This window comes from Candidatus Harpocratesius sp. (assembly GCF_054039255.1).
This window is the reverse complement of the sequence record NZ_JBPLBG010000031.1, coordinates 79,647-98,633: the sequence shown is the minus strand read 5'-3', so window position 1 is coordinate 98,633 and position 18,987 is coordinate 79,647. Positions and strand designations below refer to the sequence as shown.

Annotated in this window: 12 protein-coding genes and 1 pseudogene; 8 read left to right on the top strand and 5 right to left on the bottom strand. The window is 31.3% G+C overall.

Features of this window, described 5'->3' with window-relative positions:
- Window positions 1–123 precede the first annotated feature (123 nt).
- Entirely contained in the window at window positions 124–1,014 is an 891-nt protein-coding gene (locus ACXLDF_RS06480; protein WP_457557685.1) for a hypothetical protein, read from the top strand.
- A gap of 18 nt (window positions 1,015–1,032) precedes the next feature.
- Here ACXLDF_RS06480 and ACXLDF_RS06475 read toward each other — a convergent pair whose 3' ends face one another.
- Window positions 1,033–1,221: a hypothetical protein gene (locus tag ACXLDF_RS06475; RefSeq protein ID WP_457557684.1), complete on the bottom strand. Its 189-nt coding sequence runs from the start codon at window positions 1,219–1,221 to the stop codon at window positions 1,033–1,035.
- A gap of 146 nt (window positions 1,222–1,367) precedes the next feature.
- On the opposite strand from ACXLDF_RS06475, the gene alaS reads away from it, so the two are divergent.
- Window positions 1,368–4,355 carry an alanine--tRNA ligase gene (gene alaS, locus ACXLDF_RS06470; RefSeq protein WP_457557683.1) on the top strand — a complete coding sequence of 996 codons (2,988 nt, stop codon included), beginning with the start codon at window positions 1,368–1,370 and terminating at the stop codon, window positions 4,353–4,355.
- 15 nt (window positions 4,356–4,370) lie between these two features.
- Here the strand turns inward: alaS and ACXLDF_RS06465 are convergent, their stop codons facing one another.
- The gene (locus tag ACXLDF_RS06465; protein WP_457557682.1) at window positions 4,371–5,402 is read right to left on the bottom strand and encodes an MBL fold metallo-hydrolase; all 1,032 of its coding nucleotides are present in this window, start codon (window positions 5,400–5,402) and stop codon (window positions 4,371–4,373) included.
- Between the two features lie 147 nt (window positions 5,403–5,549).
- Between ACXLDF_RS06465 and ACXLDF_RS06460 the strand changes: the two genes are divergently transcribed.
- The gene (locus ACXLDF_RS06460) at window positions 5,550–6,038 is read left to right on the top strand and encodes a hypothetical protein (protein WP_457557681.1); all 489 of its coding nucleotides are present in this window, start codon (window positions 5,550–5,552) and stop codon (window positions 6,036–6,038) included.
- A 48-nt stretch (window positions 6,039–6,086) separates the two neighbouring features.
- On the opposite strand, the gene ACXLDF_RS06455 is transcribed toward ACXLDF_RS06460, so the two are convergent.
- The gene (locus tag ACXLDF_RS06455) at window positions 6,087–7,637 is read right to left on the bottom strand and encodes a translation initiation factor IF-2 subunit gamma (protein ID WP_457557680.1); all 1,551 of its coding nucleotides are present in this window, start codon (window positions 7,635–7,637) and stop codon (window positions 6,087–6,089) included.
- Window positions 7,638–7,796: 159 nt separating this feature from the next.
- On the opposite strand from ACXLDF_RS06455, the gene ACXLDF_RS06450 reads away from it, so the two are divergent.
- Both ACXLDF_RS06450 and selD read left to right on the top strand, forming a co-directional pair.
- On the top strand, window positions 7,797–10,688 hold the full coding sequence (locus tag ACXLDF_RS06450) for a HEAT repeat domain-containing protein (protein WP_457557679.1): 2,892 nt from the start codon (window positions 7,797–7,799) through the stop codon (window positions 10,686–10,688).
- A 196-nt stretch (window positions 10,689–10,884) separates the two neighbouring features.
- Window positions 10,885–11,835, top strand: a pseudogene (selD, locus tag ACXLDF_RS06445) (selenide, water dikinase SelD); the annotation flags it as partial.
- 216 nt (window positions 11,836–12,051) lie between these two features.
- Here selD and ACXLDF_RS06440 read toward each other — a convergent pair.
- A complete protein-coding gene (locus ACXLDF_RS06440; RefSeq protein WP_457557678.1) occupies window positions 12,052–13,815 on the bottom strand; it encodes an ABC transporter ATP-binding protein in 1,764 nt (587 codons plus the stop codon).
- 183 nt (window positions 13,816–13,998) lie between these two features.
- On the opposite strand from ACXLDF_RS06440, the gene ACXLDF_RS06435 reads away from it, so the two are divergent.
- Window positions 13,999–15,438, top strand: a complete 1,440-nt coding sequence (locus tag ACXLDF_RS06435) for an MFS transporter (protein WP_457557677.1) — start codon at window positions 13,999–14,001, stop codon at window positions 15,436–15,438.
- 343 nt (window positions 15,439–15,781) lie between these two features.
- A complete protein-coding gene (locus tag ACXLDF_RS06430) occupies window positions 15,782–16,354 on the top strand; it encodes an Lrp/AsnC family transcriptional regulator (RefSeq protein WP_457557676.1) in 573 nt (190 codons plus the stop codon).
- A 102-nt stretch (window positions 16,355–16,456) separates the two neighbouring features.
- Here the strand turns inward: ACXLDF_RS06430 and ACXLDF_RS06425 are convergent, their stop codons facing one another.
- The gene (locus ACXLDF_RS06425) at window positions 16,457–16,771 is read right to left on the bottom strand and encodes a hypothetical protein (protein WP_457557675.1); all 315 of its coding nucleotides are present in this window, start codon (window positions 16,769–16,771) and stop codon (window positions 16,457–16,459) included.
- Window positions 16,772–17,277: 506 nt separating this feature from the next.
- Here ACXLDF_RS06425 and ACXLDF_RS06420 point away from each other — a divergent pair.
- Window positions 17,278–18,981, top strand: a complete 1,704-nt coding sequence (locus tag ACXLDF_RS06420) for a radical SAM protein (RefSeq protein ID WP_457557674.1) — start codon at window positions 17,278–17,280, stop codon at window positions 18,979–18,981.
- Window positions 18,982–18,987: the final 6 nt, after the last annotated feature.

Sequence of the window (18,987 nt, the reverse complement as noted above, 5' to 3'; positions counted from 1 at the left end):
AAAAAGTTAGCTGATTTTTTTTTAAATAGAAATATTTGCGATGATTTTCCAAAAATTCTTTCATAAAATATATTTAAAAAGATATTTTATATTTTTAGATATAGAAGCTGGGAGTATTCAAACATGTATGAAGAGATGCAACTTTATTTAATCATTCCGAAAATGATCGATTCTTTTCTTTATTTTACCATCTTCCTTAAAATTCTAAAAAAATTGAAAAAATTTAGATCTCAAGATGGTCGGATTCCCCATTTATCATTATTATTCTTAATTGGAATAGGAGGGTGGCTTCTCTACATAACTCTTGATTGTTTAATCTATTTGATTGCTCCTTTTTCACTTTCTGCTGATATGTCAAATAAGATATATAAAGGTTATCCATTAGAGATTCCATCACTTTTTATTGCAAATATTCTTCGCGATATTGCAATGACTGGCGCTATTTTAATGGCTTGGGTCTATCTAGTTTTTAGTTTTTATTTAAAATATGGGGAACACAGAACCAATCGCTTGTTTTTCCAAAATCGAATAATGATTTTTTTTGTTTTTTTTATCACTATTTTAGCAATAATTGGAGATCGAATTCAAATTCGAAAAATTGATAATGTAGTACTTGTAAATGCTGAATGGACAGGACTTGCCTCTCTTGGCCTTTATCTAATTCTTTTTTTGTTTACACTTTCAACTGGTGTGTTAGGTGCAATTTTAATATCTATAATTCATGATACACAGAAGAAATTTCTCCGAAGGAAGGTATGGTTTATTTTTCTCGGTGTTTCCTTATTTACATTAGGTAATTATTATTGGTTCTTTACTGGTATTCTATCTGAAATCTTTCATTCTTATTTAACAGAAACTTCGATTCGAATGATGTTGTATTCTATTGGGCACTTAATTTGGATGCTTTCACCTATTTTTATTTATTTAAGTCTTCGAAATCCCCCAGAACCGACGATTTTTTCATTAAATCGATCAACAGAATATAATGAAATCATTAAAAATAACACTAATTAGTTATTCGGCTTTATCAATTTATTTTGAAGAAATTACTCGGATTTTTTGAGGATTTTCCGGAATCTTAAAGAAATATTGGAATATTGCAATTGTAACACATAAATATAAACCAAAATAGCCAAAAATTGCAATTAGGTTATCAGTAAAGGAAATAAGCAATAATCCTACTATTCCCCCTAGTAATATCATCCATTTTACACGATTCATATTCATCGTAAAAATTATAATTAATCCAAATATTTAAATCACTACAAATTTATGTAATTCATTACAATAATGAAAATAGATCTTACTCTTATTCCTTTGAGCCGCAAAATTTTTCTAAATTCCTATATTTCTAATGATGAACGCGCATGGGACAAATTTTAACGGATAAGGAACAGAAGAAACAATTTAAAAAAACTGCTTCTAAACATCCTGAACAATATTATCCAACTGATGCACTAAAACGAAATGGATTTCAAAGATATAATTGTTCTAAATGCGGTAAATTCTTTTGGAGTTATGTTCCTGATGATGTTTGTGGAGAACCTGGTTGCAATGCTGGATTTCAAGTTGTTGATAATAACCCTACTAAGAATCATTTGAGTTTTATTGGTGTATGGCAAAAAATAGTTGAAATCCTTAAACCCAGAGGCTATAAACCTTTGAAAAGGTACCCCGTTGTCGCTCGTTGGAATCCTACTACTGAATTTACAATAGCATCAATTGCTGCTTTTCAACCTTACGTGATATCTGGTGAAGTTCGTCCTCCTGCAAAAAAGCTAATTATTCCACAATTCTGCTTACGATTTGGTGATATCGAAAATGTTGGGATTACTGGTAGTCATTGCACTGGTTTTGTAATGATTGGGCAACATCAATTTGTAAATGAACAAGAATGGGATCAAGCGCAAGCTTTTCAAGATATATTTGATTTTCTGGTTGAGGGTGTTGGTTTAGATAAAAAAGAATTTAAAATTCATGAAGATGCTTGGGCAGGGGGTGGCAATTTTGGTTCTTGTTTGGAGTTTTTCAGTCGTGGTGTAGAGCTCTTTAATCAAGTGTATATGTTATATGAACAAACTCCAAATGGTCCCAAACCATTGAAAATTAAAGTATTAGATATGGGATTAGGTCAAGAACGTGTTGCTTGGTTCTCACAAGGAACTCCTACAATATATGATGCTATCTTTCCTCTCGTTTTAGAACGCCTTCGTGATATTACACATGTTGAGGCAGATCATGCTCTCTTTAATCGTTTTTCTCAATATTCTGCTTTTCTAAATAATGATGAAGTCGATGATATGAAAGAAGCATGGAATATAGTTGCTGAAAAAATGGGTTTACCTGCAGATAAATTACGATCCAAGATTCTCCCAATGACTGCACTTTATTCTATTGCTGAACATAGCCGTGCTTTGTTATTTGCAATTTCTGACGGAAAACTACCATCTAATGTTGGAGGCGGTTACAATTTACGGGCTATTTTTAGAAGGGCTATGGGCTTTATTGATCAATTTGGATGGCAAATAGATTTAGGTGAAGTCTGTGAATGGCATGCTGAAGAATTATACGATTTATTTCCTGAAGTTAGTGAAAATTTACTTGAAGTAAAAAAAGTTCTAAATGTAGAAAAAGAAAAGTTTTATGCAACTAAAAAGGAAGCGGATAAAATAGTTGCTCGAATATTAAAAAAATCAGAAATATCAGAAGAAAAGCTCCTTGAGCTCTATGATAGTAATGGAATAAACCCTGAAATAATCCAAACTGCAGCAAAAAAGCGTGGAATAGACATTGAAATCCCTGATGATTTTTATAAGAAAGTAATTGCTTTACATGAACAAGTCTCACAAGTTCATGCCACACATAAAGCTCTTGACATTTCTATAGATAATCTTCCACCAACCAAACGATTATATTATGATGATTATCGAAAATATGAAAATTCTGCAAAAGTATTAATGATTCAACCAATTAATCATGAATTTTCTGTCGAAGAAAATGGAAATGAACTGAAAACTAATCGAAAACAAAATGCTTGGGCAGTAATTTTGGACCAAAGTTGTGCTTATCCAACTTCTGGGGGGCAACTGCATGATAATGGATGGATAAATGATGTTCCATTTAATGATGTCATTACTCTTGGACATACAATAGTGCATATTCTTAATAAACCTCCCAATTTTAAAGAAGGGGATAAAGTTGATGTTAGAATTGATAAAAATCGTAGAAATCTTCTTACTTTTCATCATAGTGCTACTCATGTTGTGAATGCTGCTGCAAGAGCGGTTTTAGGAAATCACATTAACCAAGCAGGAGCTAAGAAGACACTTGAAAAAGCACATTTGGATATTACACATTTTGAGAATATTTCTGAAGAAGATCTTCATCGAATAGAAGAAAAAGCTAATGAGATTGTTCAAAAAGGAATTAAATCAGATCATCGATTTATGGAAAGAACTGAAGCAGAAAAAAACTATGGGATGGGATTGTATCAAGGTGGTGCAGTTCCAGGTCAAAAATTAAGGATTGTTGAAATTCCAGGGGTAGACATCGAAGCTTGTGGAGGCACACATGTAAATAACACTGCTGAGATTGGAAGAATAAAGATTATTAAGTCTCAAAAAATTCAAGATGGGATTGTTAGATTGACTTTTACTGCAGGAGAAGCGACAGAAAAATTACTTTCCTACTATTCAGAAATTCGACATAAATTATCTGAAATTCTTGAAACTTCTGAAGAAAACTTGATTACTCGTTTTCGTGAATTGATTTACAAATGGAAACTATTAAGAAAAGCAAAAAATAAAGGAGTAGTTGAACCATCGGCATTAAAATTATCTGAATTTAATCCTTCGGATGAAGATCCTCTAAATATATTAAGTAAGGAACTTGGAAGTCCCATTGAAAGTTTAGTTTCAAGAATTCAGAAATTTAAGCAAGAATGGGAAACAATGAAGCAAAATATTCAAAAAATCAGTCAAATTATGGGAAAAAAGAATATTCAAGATTTATTAAACTCAATTCAAGAACTTTCCAAATGCTCTCTTATTTCTGCTCATTATAAAGAGGTGGATAATAAATTACTCATTAATCTTGCTAAAAAACTCTTAAAAAAAGAAAAAAACCTCATTGTAATTCTTGGGGGTCAGAGTGCAAAAGGGTTGAATGTCATTGCGTTACGCAATGAAAACGCCCCAAATATTGATCTAATTGCAAGTTTTAGACCCGTTATTGAGAAATTTCAAGGTAAGGGTGGAGGTAAAAAAGTTTCAGTTCAATGCTTCTTTTCAAATTCAGACTTAAAATTTCAAGATATTATAAATGAAGTTATTTTGCAAATGAAAATTTCTTCATAAATTCTTGTTCTACGTCTAAACGCTTCTTTTTTCATATTTTGAATTTCTATATCCAAGATCAATCATTATACCATAAGTTAGAGCCAATTGAAGGTTGTTGAGAAATCTTTTACTAACTGGATCATCAGTAAAGCGGTTTCCTATCCTATTTTTTAAATGAAGTTCATCTTTTTTCAATTGTTCAATAACATAACGCACACTTGGATTCTCAGCATAATGACTTATTATTGCTCTTCTTAAATCTTCCATATATTTGATTTGATCATTTAAATAATAGTGTACATCGGATTTTCCACTTATTGCACCATAATGGCATACTCCTAGTATTTCTGGGTTAATTTTTGCAATATTTTTAAGCGATTCCATATAAATTTCATACTGAAAATTTGGAGGCATGGATGTTGCTGCAGATATTAACTGAGATTCATTGTAAAATGTACCAACAGCTTCTCCTCCAAAAAGAAAATCGGGAGATTTGGAAGAGTTTGTGAATACTGCAGGACACACGTGATCTGGACTGTGTCCTGGAGAAGGGAGAAGTTTGATTTCTACATTTGATTCAAATTCAATTGGAATTTTATTATCACTATTTTTTTCTCTACTATTTTGATCTACAATTATAAAGGCTTCTTCTTCAAATTTTTCTGGGATTGGCTTCATAGTTCCAACAAATTCACCGAAAGTTGTTGTAGCGCCCGTTACATGAGAATTTGCATTTTGGAGTTTTTCTTTTGTAATCTTTGTGGTATATATCTTAAAATCAAGATTTTTCTTATGTAATTTATTCCATAATTTTGTAGCACCACCAGCATGATCAAAATGATAGTGGGTTAATGTAATTCCTCTCAAATGTTCAATGGGAATTTTAAATTTTTTCAGATTTCTCAATACATTTTGAACATTATCAGTTGTTCCAATATCCATCAGTAATGCATTTTTTCCATCGTAGTAGCAGAAAACAGTTGTTATATGAGAAACATTAAACTGCATTGTGTCAATCATATATAAATTAGGGGAAATCTCCCCTGGGTGCTTAAGTATTGCCATGATAATCCACTTGAAAGAATAAGATTACTTTTTACAATATTAAATACCGCTTAACTTTTTAATGAAGACAATTTTTTCAAAAAAGTAGAATTATTCTAAATGCTTAACTTTTAAAAGCAAAATTCGATCTAGTACTTAGCGAAAATTATGAATGATAATTCCCGATCGCCCATTTGGGCGATAATTAACTGGGCAATTGTATCTGATAAAGTTCGGAGAAACACGACAATAACTCCAAATCATGCTACAATTGATGAAGCCATCCAAATTCTTGAACAAAAATATGATTCAGATGAATTATTGCTGTTAGAAGCAGAAGAATTAGAAAAACAACTAATTCAGACTATAATTGATCTTCTTTATAAAAAACATGCTAAAGAAATAAAGAGAAATTTGGCACATCGCGAGAAAGAACGTAGACTTAAAGCCCAACAGCTTAAAAATACAAAATTTGATGTAAAAATCGTCCCATTTGGGAAGATGAAAGACTTAAAAGATATGGGCTTCGATTTAGATCCAGATACTTTAAATGAGTTGTCTCAAAATATCATGGACCAACTCTTTAAGAAAAAGAAAAAGAAAGATGAAGAAGATGAAGATTCTGATGATGATCCTGGCGCTTCATTTTATTTGTAATTAAATTCTCTTTAATGTTGTTCTTATTTTTTTTGCTTAATTATTTAATTATTCCATTAAATAACCGTATCCAATTAACCGGAATCTATTATTTATCCGTCTGCTAATGGCAGTTATTGATCCTTCCATTGCGCATAGTGGCCTTTTCAATTTTAATGTAACAACATTTTTCTTGCCAATTTTTGTAACAACACCTGCTGACAGAGAAGTGCCTACAACAATCATTAATAATTCATTATTTTTAATAGGTTGCACTTTTATTTCTTCTTCCGCACCTAATACTGTATCTAGCAAATGAGTTTCAATTTGAATTGTAGTTTTTATTTCTGGTAAAGTTCCAACTGTGCCTACTACACTTCCAATAAGCTGGTCTGTCCGTGTAGTTGCAGGATCAAGAAGTGTTCCAAAAGCAATTAAGCCACCTGGTCGCGCACTCTCTAATGAATGAGAACTCTCATAAATTGATGCTACTTGAGTAATTACTGGAAGATATTTTCCTGTTTCTGGATCTTTTATTCCTGGGCGAATTTCGATTTCATCTCCAACATGAACTACTCCAGATATAATACTCCCACCAATAACTCCACCTTTCAATTCATCAATTTTTGTTCCAGGTCTATTTACATCAAAAGATCGAGCTACATTGAAGAGAAAATCTGACTCATCATCTAAATCTGGAGAAGGAATATATTTTTCAATAGCTTCAACTACTTTATCCACATTTGCATCAAATATTGCTGAAACAGGAATAATTGGTGCATTTTCTGCAATTGTTCCTTTAACAAATGCTTTAATTTGTCGATAGTGTTCTAAAGTGCGTTCTCTACCTACTGAATCAATTTTATTTTGAACAATGATAATATTTTCAATTTTTGCAATTTCTAAAGCTGCTAAGTGTTCACGTGTTTGAGGTTGGGGGCAATCTTCATTTGCAGCAACTAAAAGAATGGCACCATCCATTAATGATGCACCTGAAAGCATAGTTGCCATAAGAATTTCATGACCTGGAGCATCAACAAAACTCAACCTTCTTCTAAATTCTAAAGGAATTTGACAATTTGGACACATTCCTTTGGGATCTTTCTTACTTTTTCTGGCTTTATTAGCTAAATTCTCAGATATTAATAAGTGACAATTAGGACATTCTAAAATAACAGTTTCTGCATAACCAAGTTTAATTGTAATTCCACGATTTTGTTCATCACTATAGCGTTCAGTCCAGGTTCCAGAAAGAGATTTTACGAGTGTCGTTTTTCCGTGGTCTACATGTCCAACTAAACCTACATTGCATGAACTTTGAATGAATTCTTGCTTCTTAGTACTTTTTTTTGCAGTTTTTTTACGAGTTGATTTCTTTGTTGTTGAGGTTTTTTTCGAGGTTGCTCTTTTTGTTTTCGAAGTGGACTTTTTTACAGAAGTCTTTTTTGCGTTGGATTTTTTTGATGTAGTTTTCTTTGCTGTAGCTTTTTTCGAACTTTTCTTCTTTGAGGTTGCTTTTTTTGTGGATTTTTTAGTTACTTTTTTTTCTTTTTTAATTCCTAAATCTTCCACTGATATATCATCATGATCCACTACGGCTTTTTTTTTCTTCTTCGCCATCAATAATTCAAAATAACCCATAATTTATGAGTTTTTCGCGTTTAGGATCTAAAGAAGAATTTCTAAATATTTTAGCAGAAAAATAAAAAAATATAAGAAAGCATCTTTTTATTTGAATTGTAGGATAATACAAAGGAAACTCTTGATTGGAGTACCAAGATGAACCCCGAAATTTTGAATAATACAAATAATCTTATTGAATTTATTCAACAAGCAATTAAGAATCGCCAGTATGAAATTGCGATAGAACGAACTAATTCTTTTCTTCTTAATACTCTACAATCAGAAGATGAAGACCATCTTGCTTATTGTTTGGAAGTTTATGATTCTCTTTGTGATAAATCGCCATTGACTATAGAATTGACCATGAAATATATCCCTGAATTGCTGAATAATAAAGAATATTGGGTTCGTCAAGAAACACTTCTTATTCTTCGAAAAATCTTTAGAATTGCTGATATTGCTAAGTTTGATCCAATTATTGAATTATGTGAGTCAAAATTATTCGATACAGATAAAAAGGTCCGAGAATCAGCAATAAAACTACTTGCAGAAGTACTAAAAAAATCCTTTGATTATTATCCAGATCTTTACATTACTTATTCAAAGATGTTTGAAGATACTTCTTGGCGAGTTAGAGCAAAAGCTTTAGAGGGTATGCTTGAATTCTTAGTTCCAACTTCTCATCCTCCAAAAAGGCTTCTTCAAATATTTCAAGCAAGTTTCTCAAAATTAATTCGAGACCCTGATGAAGAAATCAGAGGTTTAACTACAGAAGCTGTAAAAGCATTAGGTTATCACTTGTCTGGTCAAGAAATGGTCGATATTTTATTAAATATCTTAAATGATTCAGATTGGGAAATTCGTGAAAAAGGAATTTGGATAGTTGGAGAAATAGGTGATCTTTTTTTTAGTGATTTTACAATTATCTTCCACCGTTTGATTGATATGTTTTCTGATTCAATTATGATGGTTCAGACAAAAACCATTGATGCTTTTGTTAAAGTGGGGAAATCAAAGGGTCCTGGATTACTTCAATTTTTCCGGCAGTATATTGAAGAAAATGATGTATCAAGAGATGTTTTAGAAGGAATTACTGAATCTACAATATTCATTGTTGTACAAAACATGCATGAGATGTTGCCTCAGTTAATTCAGCAATTAATTGACTCCAGTTCAAAATTTCGAGATTTTATCAGTGATTGTTTGATAAAAATTTATATGGAAAAATCAGATGTATTTGAAGAAGAATTGGCACGTATGTACTTGGGTTTGGATCCAGAAGATTGGCGCCAACGAAGACAAACTATAAGAATTCTTGGTGATTTGACTTATATACTTCATTTACCGTCTGTAGCAGTGTGGACTTTTATAAATCTCCAAAATTACCGAAAAGAAGAAAAAGATCTTGATGTGCTTGATGAGATTGATATTTCATTAGAAAAAATTCATAATCTATTTGAAGATATCGATAAAGATGTTCAAGAAATTGAGAAACAACGAAAAGAATTTTATCAAGATCTTGAAAATTTTCAAACATATATTCAAAATATGCGCGAAAAATCTGAAAGAATGATAAAAGAAAATCAATTTCAAAAAGCAGAAGTGTTTATGGAAGAAGAGAGTAATCGAATTGTCGAAAAACTAAATGATATGGAGACATACCTAAATAATTCTGAATTTAAGCGTTTTTCAATGGAGATTGTACAAGATTTTAAAGAAATAAAGGATGAAGTCTTAGAAAATATCACTGATGTAAAATATATTATGATTAATAGACTTTCAGAAGGACGTGAAAAATATTTAGATGAATTGAAAGACGAAATTCAAAAATTAACCAACAGAATTAACAAAATGAATGAAAATTATAAGGAAATTGAAGATCTTGAAAATAAACTTCATGAAAATCAAAATATATCTGAATCTACACTTTCTGAACAATTATTAGAGAAAATTTCATTTGTACGAAAAGAACTTTATACTCTAGAATTTGAAATTGGGCAATTGTGGATGCAAAATATGGAATTTAAAGAGGCATTAAAAGAAGTTACCTTATTATGGGTTGATGTTAAAATTGAAGTTCAACAATATCTTTCTTCAGTAATCTACCGTTTCAAAGATTTAGAAAGAACTCTTGAAGTAAAAGCTACTGATCAAAATATTTTGAAAAAGAAAATAACATTTGATTTTCTAAATAGTAATCTTCAACGTATTGTTTTACAAGCTATCCAAAGTTTGCGTGAGATTAAAGAAAGCTTTGATAAATTAATAAAACCAATATATCTCGAAATTAAGAAACGCCGATTTTCTGAAGCGCGTAACATGGTTAAAATGACAATAGATAATGTTTCTAACACAATTGAAGAATATAATAAAGAAATTGATAATATATATCAAAAAATTGATTCTATTGATTTATCTCAAATAAATTCTGAAGAATTGCAAAATTACATTCTTCACTGGAATAATATAAAAATCGAATTGAAAGACATATTGGATAAATTTCAAGTTGATATTGAAGAAGAAATCTTCAGCGCTGAAATTAATGAATATTTAAGTTATATGAATCCTCTTTCTTTATATCAACTATCCATAGTATATTCAATTCCTGTTAAAGAATTGAAAACTTCCATTTTTAATTTATTAAAAAAACATAAACTTTTTGCTGAAATTCGAAATAATGCATTAGTTCAGCCAAATAAACCATTGGGTGAAAATTTCATCAAACTACATAGAAAAGTTGAGATTATTGGAAGTAAGATCATTTTTGATCTTAGGCTTCATAACCCAACAAAATTCTTTTTGAATGATTTAAGCCTAATCTTTATTCATCCTTCTTTTTTGAAATTGCAGACAAATCAAAGTGATCCACTTGAATTGATAATTCATGAATTTGAACCAGAAACGTCTCGAATTTTAAGATGGGTATTTAAAATTGAAAAAGAAAGAGAAAAGCGCTATGAATTAAAACGTTGGCTATTAAATATTAATTATCAAAACCCATTTGGAAAATTATCAAGTATGCAAAAAGAAATGGAAATCATCTTATAAATTAAAGTGAAATCTATTAATTTTAAATAATACTACAGTTTTTTTTCATTGATTTCTTCTTATTACTATGTACTACGGAGTGGAGGTGAATTTAATAAATTTTGAACGACAATCCGATTTTAATATTCTTTCAAAAAACTGTGTCTTCAGATTAACTGAAAAAACTCAACTTCATGGATGATCTTGTAAACTTCCTGCCCTTGATCTTAACAATTTACTTAAACAAGTCGGACTAAACTCGGATGCGGAAGATTGCGCAATTACTGCAATTTCTGAGACAGATAGTCTATTAACAAATCTGGATATTGTAACTCCAATTCATGATGATCCATATATCATGGGAAAAATTGCAGCTGTTAATGTAACAAATGATATATATGCACTAAATGCGCGCCGTATCTTCAACTACAGTTGTTTCTTAGGACTACCCACAGATCTTCCCAAAGATTATGCCGAGGAAATGCTCAAAGGAACTCGAGATCTGCTTAAATCATTAGGTGCTGACATTTCAGGCGGTCATACAATTCAAAATCCATGGCCATTATTAGGTGGAAGTGTAAGTGCTATCGAAAAAACTGCCCATTTAATCTTTAAACGTGGAATTAAAGCAAGTGATCGGCTTTTATTAACCAAACCCTTGGGAATTCATCCTGTAATGGCTGCGGATCGTGCTAAAAATTCAGATATTGCATGGTTGAAGAATTTTGATTTGACACGAATTGAACGCGCCGTTTCTATGGCTACAAAAATCATGACGACTAGTAATAAACCCATTCCTGAGGTAATTCACGCTGGCAAGTTTTTCTCTCATATTCATGCCATGACTGATATTACCGGTTTCGGTTTTAAAGGTCATCTTGAAGAAATGCTTCTGAATACTGACTTGGGGGCACGCATCACTCATTTACCTGCAATTTCTTATGCATTAGAGTTGGATGATCTCTTTTGTTATGGATTATCTGAAGGGGAATCTGCGGAAATTGCAGGTCCCATGTTAATTGCAGTTGATCCAAGCATTTGGAGTGATTTCACTTCTATGTTGGATTCTTTTGATGTTTGGTGGATGGAGATAGGACGGATTGAAAAAGGTCTACAAGGTGTTAAATTTGATGATAAGATCATCTACCATGAAATTGAAGAATATTAAAACCTTGATGGAATATATTATCCTGGAATTCAATGCTACGACGGAGAGAAGTAAACTTTGAGTTTTCTCCCGAGCCTCCTTTGCATTAGGAGTTCTTCTTTTTTTATTACTAATCTATTAAAATTTTGAATAAATAGTTGAAAATAGTTAGATTAAGTTGGAAATATTAGAAAAAGGTAGAAAAACTTCGAAAAAATTGAAAAAAAAACAAAATGGTTATTTTTCGATGAAATCAGGTAGATAACCTTCAAATTGAGCATTATAAAGGTTAGTATAAAGACCGTTTCGCTTAAGTAATTCATCATGATTCCCACGTTCGGCAATACCTTCATCAGTAAGCACCAAAATCTCATCAGCGTTTTTAATGGTACTCAATCGGTGTGCTACAATTATTGTGGTTCGACCTTTTGCTAGTTGTAAAATTGCATCTTGAATTAGTAGTTCAGTAACCGTATCAAGTGAAGAAGTTGCTTCATCTAAAATAAGTATGGGCGGATTTCGAAGAAATACGCGCGCAATCGCCAATCGCTGCTTTTGACCCCCAGAAAGTTTCACTCCCCGTTCTCCAACCATTGAATCGTATCCATCAGGTAAAGACATAATAAAATCATGGATGTTTGCAAGTTTTGCTGCTTGGATTATTTCTTCTTCAGATGCATCTGGTTTTCCGTAAATAATATTATCACGAATTGTTCCGTAAAAAACGATAACATCTTGCTGCACAAAGCCGATATTGCTACGCAAGGAGTCAATTGCGATGGATTTGATATTTTTTCCATCAAGTAAAATTTGACCTTCATCTACTTCGTAGAATCTGGGAATTAAATGGGTGATTGTGGTCTTTCCTACTCCTGAGGGTCCAACAAGTGCAACAGTCTTTCCTTGTTCAATAAATAAATTAAAGTTATGAAGAACTGGTTTTGCTTGATCCTTATATTTAAAGGTTACATTACGAAATTCAATGTTACCATGAATGTTTTCTAATGGTTTAGCATCATGACTGTCGGTTATTTTGGGTTTAATATCCATTACTTCGCCAAAACGCATAAATCCGGCAAATCCTGATTGAAATATCTGTGTGAATGAAACTAATCGACGAATTGGAACTACAAAAATACCAGTAAATAGAAGATAGGTTACCAATTGTTCTTTGGATAATCCTTGAATTCCGTTAACTACAAAAACGGCTCCTACTACTAACGCAACCAAACTTAATATATCTGTGAGAAAATTACTTCCTGAAGCATAATTTGCCATAACTCGATATGCTTTATAGTAAGATTTTCGATATCGAATATTATTATGCTCAAATTTTTCAAATTCATAAGGTTCAGCTGCAAAGCTTTTGCATAAACGTATACCAGAGATCGAATTTTCCAGTACAGAATTAATTTCAGCATGCTCTTGACGCGTATTTCTAAATGCTTTCAACATGGTTGTGCGCATTCCAACTGTAAACCAGATTAAAATTGCCACAAATACAAAAAGTATAAGCGTAAGAAGCCAGCTTCTTAAAAGTAGTAGAATAAAAGTTCCGATAATTTCTACAATTGAGATAAATAAATCCTCAGGCCCATGATGAGCCAGCTCAGTGATATCGCGAAGATCATTTGTAAGCCGTGCCATAATTTGACCAGTTTTGGTGTTATCAAAATATTCTGCGTCTAAATTCTGAATGTGGCGAAATAAATCAGCACGCATATCAAATTCCATGTTAACACCTACTAAATGTCCCCAATAAGCCATAATATAAAATGCAATTGTTCGAATTAAATATAAACCTAATAAAATTCCACCAAAGGTCCAAATCATTCGTAAATTGGAGTTAACAATGAAATCTTTTAAAAAGCGTTCACTGATTAAAGGAAATACTAAATCTAAAGTAGCAATTAAAAACGCACACACCATATCAAGAATAAAGAGTTTTAGGTGCGGACGATAATATGAAATAAATTTTTTTAGTAATAAATGTTCAGTCATTGGTTAACGATCCAAATTATTATTGTTAAATAATAGTTGCGATTGAAAAGAAAATTAATTCCGCTTTCTAATGAAAATTTTTATAAGATGATTTTTTAAGTTCTGTAGTTAAGATTTGAATAAGAATTTATTAAGAATTGATTAATAATTTGAATTATTCTTTTAATGGAGAAAACAGCAATTATGACTGAAATAGAGAACAAATCTGATATGAATTTATCAGAACCGCCAAAACATTCCTTTTTAACTATGACATCATATGGAACTGGTAAATTTTTGGTTGAATTTTATTCAGCGGCTTTTAGCGTATTGATCTATAAATACTATGAAACGAATTTAGGATTAAATGGTTGGTTAACAGGATTAGCAATAATCATTTATTCTATTTGGAATGCAATTAATGATCCGATTATTGGTTATTTCACCATCCGTCCCACCCGATTTGCTCAGAAATATGGAAGACGCTTTCCATGGATCGTTCTTGGTGGTGGAATTTGGGTATTTACTTTACTGCCTATTTTTATCGTTCCAAAAACTTTTATTGAAAATCCTGGCTCAAATCAAGGATGGCTTTTTCTATGGTTAGTTGTGGTAATTTGCCTTCATGATTTCTTCTTTTCCATATGGGAATTAAATTATCAATCATTATTCCCCGACAAATTTCGAAAAGAGAAAGTTCGAGCTAATGCAGCTGTGATTGCAACTGTTATTGGAGTTATTGGTATTGCACTTGGAAATCTTATGCCGACGTTCATTGTTGATTATGATTATGCGAGCACCTATCAATTAAATGCGATAATTTTCACGATTATTGGAATTGTTTTCTTCTTTTTAATGCTTCCTGGTGTTCAAGAAGATCCCGATATGATTGAAAGATACATTGCCGCAGTTGAAAAGAAAGCAAAAGAAGAAAAAGAAGATTCTTTTTTCATTCAACTTAAGGAAGCTTTTACGCATAAGAATTTTGTGGCATTTATCTTATTTTATTTCTTATATCAAGCTTGTACAATGAGTATGAGCGCATCAGTTGACTATGTAGGTGATTATATACTTCCAGGAGACAAAAGCGATACTACCATGATTTTTGCTGGTATGCTGATTGGAGCGCTGATCTCTGTTCCACTTTGGGGACGCATTGCTGTTAGGCTTGATAGTAATCAGAAAGCTTTAATGTGGGCTGCTGTTGTTATAATTATTGGATTAATAGGAATGACTTTTACAACCAGCTATTGGGGATATACAATTACAATAACTATCTTCGGATTGGGATTTGGGGGATATTGGATGCTTATTACTCCTGTGATGGCTGATGTGATTGATGAGATTGTAGTAGAAACTAAAGTCCGAAATGACGGTATTTTCATGGGTTTCAGAGCATTTTTTGGAAGATTATCTTATGCTATGCAAGCTTTAAGCTTTGCAATAGTTCATGCTGCAACAGGTTTTGTAAATAAATCAGATGTAGAGCAAACATCATTAGCAAAGTGGGGAATTAGAATACATATGAGTGTTTTGCCTATGATCTTTATGATTATAGGATTGGTTATTTTTGCAAAAATGAACACTTTGACACCTGATCGAGTTAAAAAGATTCGAGTTGAGTTAAAAGAGTTAAACTTATAGGTAAAAGCCTCTAAAAAATCTTTTTCGTCCAGTGCGAATAAGTTAATTGTTTAGATTAATTTACAGAAATATCTCTTTTTTAATTTTTATGTATTTCTTTTGCTTATAATACTCCTATAAATATCAACTGAAAAAAAAGAGAGATTATTCATTATAATGAAAAAAAGAGTAATTTGTTGTTAGCTAACCAATATTTATTTAGGTATTTTGTGAATATTATAATATAGTTTGTTAAAAAAACTCTAACAAAACATCACTATGGTTGAAGAACTCAATAGGAAGTAAGATTCGACAGTTTTGTTAATTTACCTTTAAACAAATGTTTTTTGGAGGAGTACAATCATTGGATAAAATTGATATTAAATTACTTGCTGCTTTGGAAGAAAATGCTCGCGTATCATTAAAAAATCTTGCTCGCGATTTAAACGTTAAAACTTCTACTATATATCATCGTTTACATAAACTACGTGAGTCAAATATCTTAGAGCGTTATACTATTGTGGTCAATCCAACTGAGATAGGCTTAACAATCCATAAATTACTTTCTATTCGTTTGAAAAAAATGGTTATTGGTAAATTAGATACAATGTTTTTAGAAAGTTTTGCGAAATTTGTCAGTGATCAATATAATGAGGTATTATTTGCTGCTGTTGGAGATGATGAACAAATTCACTGTATTTTAACCTTTAGAAACGATCAACATTATGATAATTTTATTACAGAACTAAAAAAAAATCCATATATTGATTCGATGAATATTGTAAATCTATCTAATATTCTTAAAGGAAAGAAGTTATTTTGCTTTATTGAAAAAATGTTGAAATCTGAAGACAAGGGTGAATATTTTGATGACGATGGAGAAGTTGAAAGTGATGAAGAAGACGATGAGAAAAGCACCAGTGAAATTTTCTTTTAAATTTTAACACTAATTAATGTTATCATTAACATTATCATTAACAAGGTACATTGAATACATGAAATAATTAAGAAGATCAAGGTATGTTAGATAATCATTCAATTAATTTGAGATAAGTGGGAAAAATCGATTTCTAATTTGTTCTTTGTCACAATCTTCTAATTCGCAAAATGATGTAAATTTGTTAAAATTTCGCTGTTCATGATAGAATGATAAAAGGATTAGCAACATGTTTTTTGTGATATTAAGCATTAGAGGAACATTTTCTCGTTCCTGCTTTAATTCTAACATGATATCAATGATTTCTTTAGCGAAAAATGTATCAAGATCTATTTTTTTTTGGCATACACTATTTTCAAATTTATCTAATAATGTAAGATAGTAATCAACTTCATCGTCGAAACGGATCGGATTCATAACATCAACAAAGAATGGTTATCTGAAATATATATTAAGCATAGAGAATACTGGGATATGATCTGGATCAGTGAATTATTTACTTTTAATTTCACTTAACTTCACCAGAAACTAAAAATTATTCTTCCAATACTCATTCCATAAAATTATAAATAGGCTTTAAACTCTCGTTTTTTGGAATATTGAAGAAATATTTCCAATTTTTGTTTATATGTGTTTCAATATTTAAAGATTGAAATAATTTTCATATTTTAGTAAAAGATTAGAAAAATCACATAATTTTTAGCCCAAAATTAGAACAATTCCAAATTTTCTATTAAGATTCGCTATTTCAAGATAAAAGTGAAATTATCATTGATTGATAATTTTTTCAAAATAAAGATAAAATAAAGATAAGTGATCTATATGCGTGAGGTTAGGTACATTTTATGCAAGAATTAAAAATATATTGTTAATATATCGTTTCTTGTTGAGATTGAGAGTGGTGTGAAAGGAATGAATGGATCATGCAGGAAAAAAATGTCATAATAAAACCATGGAAAGAAGGCATGTTTAAAATTGCGTTAGTTTATCCCAATCGTTATTCTGCTATGGCTGGTTTAACAGTCCAAACACTATACTCGCTCTGGAATGCACATGAACGGGTAATCTGTGAACGTTTTTTTCTTCCTGATTCAAAAATACCATTACCTCGTGGGCATTTATTTCAAAATGTGCTTTCTTTAGAAAATAAAATGCCATTAGAAGCATTTGATCTGATTGCTTTCACATTTTCTTATGAATTAGATTACCCTCACATCTTATGGTTTTTAGAAAATGCTGGAATCCCTTTCTATAGAAAAGATCGGGAGAAAAAAAGTTTAGATAATATTTCTTCAGATTCATATCCTGTAATTATTGTTGGGGGGGCAATCATTCGGGCAAATCCTCTACCAATTTTAGATTTTATGGATGCAATTTATATTGGAGAAATCGAACCTGTTAATGCACAGTTTATTGAATCATGGTTGAGTAACTATGATAATCCTGAATTAAGGGATTTTCAAGCTATAAAAAAAGCTTTTTTCAAAGACTTGGCAAATATTGCAGGATTTTGGTTGCCAGGTGATCCTTTTTTTGAAAATCCTGACAAAACCATTAATCATATTCTCGCTCATGAATTAGATCGAACACCCCATCCACTAGCTCAAATTAAACTTAAAGGTGATTCAGTAAGTCCCTCTTTAAATTCAAATATTGCATTTAGTGATTCTTTCTTTTTGGAAGTAGCACGTGGTTGTCCCCATATTTGCCGATTTTGTATGACTGGAAACCAAGTCAAACCGTATCGTTATCGAAGTTTGGAAAACCTTAAAGAAATTATTTTATCTGGTATAAAACTCACAGATTGTGAACGCATTGCATTAATAGGATCATCAGTAACTGATCATCCGAATTTTATTGAATTAGCTGAATTCATTCTTCAACAAGGGTTGCGATTGAATGTTCCTTCTATCCGGGTGGATAAATTAACGCCAAAAATGGCAGAAATTCTTAGAAAGGGAGGTATAAAAACAGTCACCATTGCTCCTGAAACGGGTTCGGATCGTTTGCGGAAACAGTTGAATAAACACCTCACCAATAAAGAAATTCTTCAAGGAGTAATTTATCTACATGAAGCGAAGATAAATGCTCTTAAAATATACTTAATTATTGGATTCCCATTCGAAAGTACAGAAGATATTGATGAATTAATTATATTGGTTGAAGAATTAGCGAAGATGAATTTTGGGAAAAGAGGTATAAAACTTAGCATTAATCCATTTATTCCTAAAGCCCACACCCCATTTGAAGTTGCATTTGAAGAGTATTTCGATCCATCCATGCAAAATTTAAAGAAGAAAATAAAACACATTAAAAAAGCTTTACAAAAAAATTCCAGGATTGAAATCGATTTTATGCCTCTTTGGGAAGCTTATCTGCAAATGATACTCGCTTTAGGCGATGAACATTTTTCATTATTAATAGAAGAATGTTATTATCAAGGAATGAAGCCAAAACAATGGTATCGCTATTGTACAGATCCTAAAAATGTATGGCAAACTCAAATAATTGATTATCTTCATACCTTACAAAAATTACCTTTTGGAAAACGACCTTGGAATAAGATAATTCATTATATTTCACCAGATTGGTTGAAATCACAATTAGAACGAGCAACGAATTGCTAATAATAA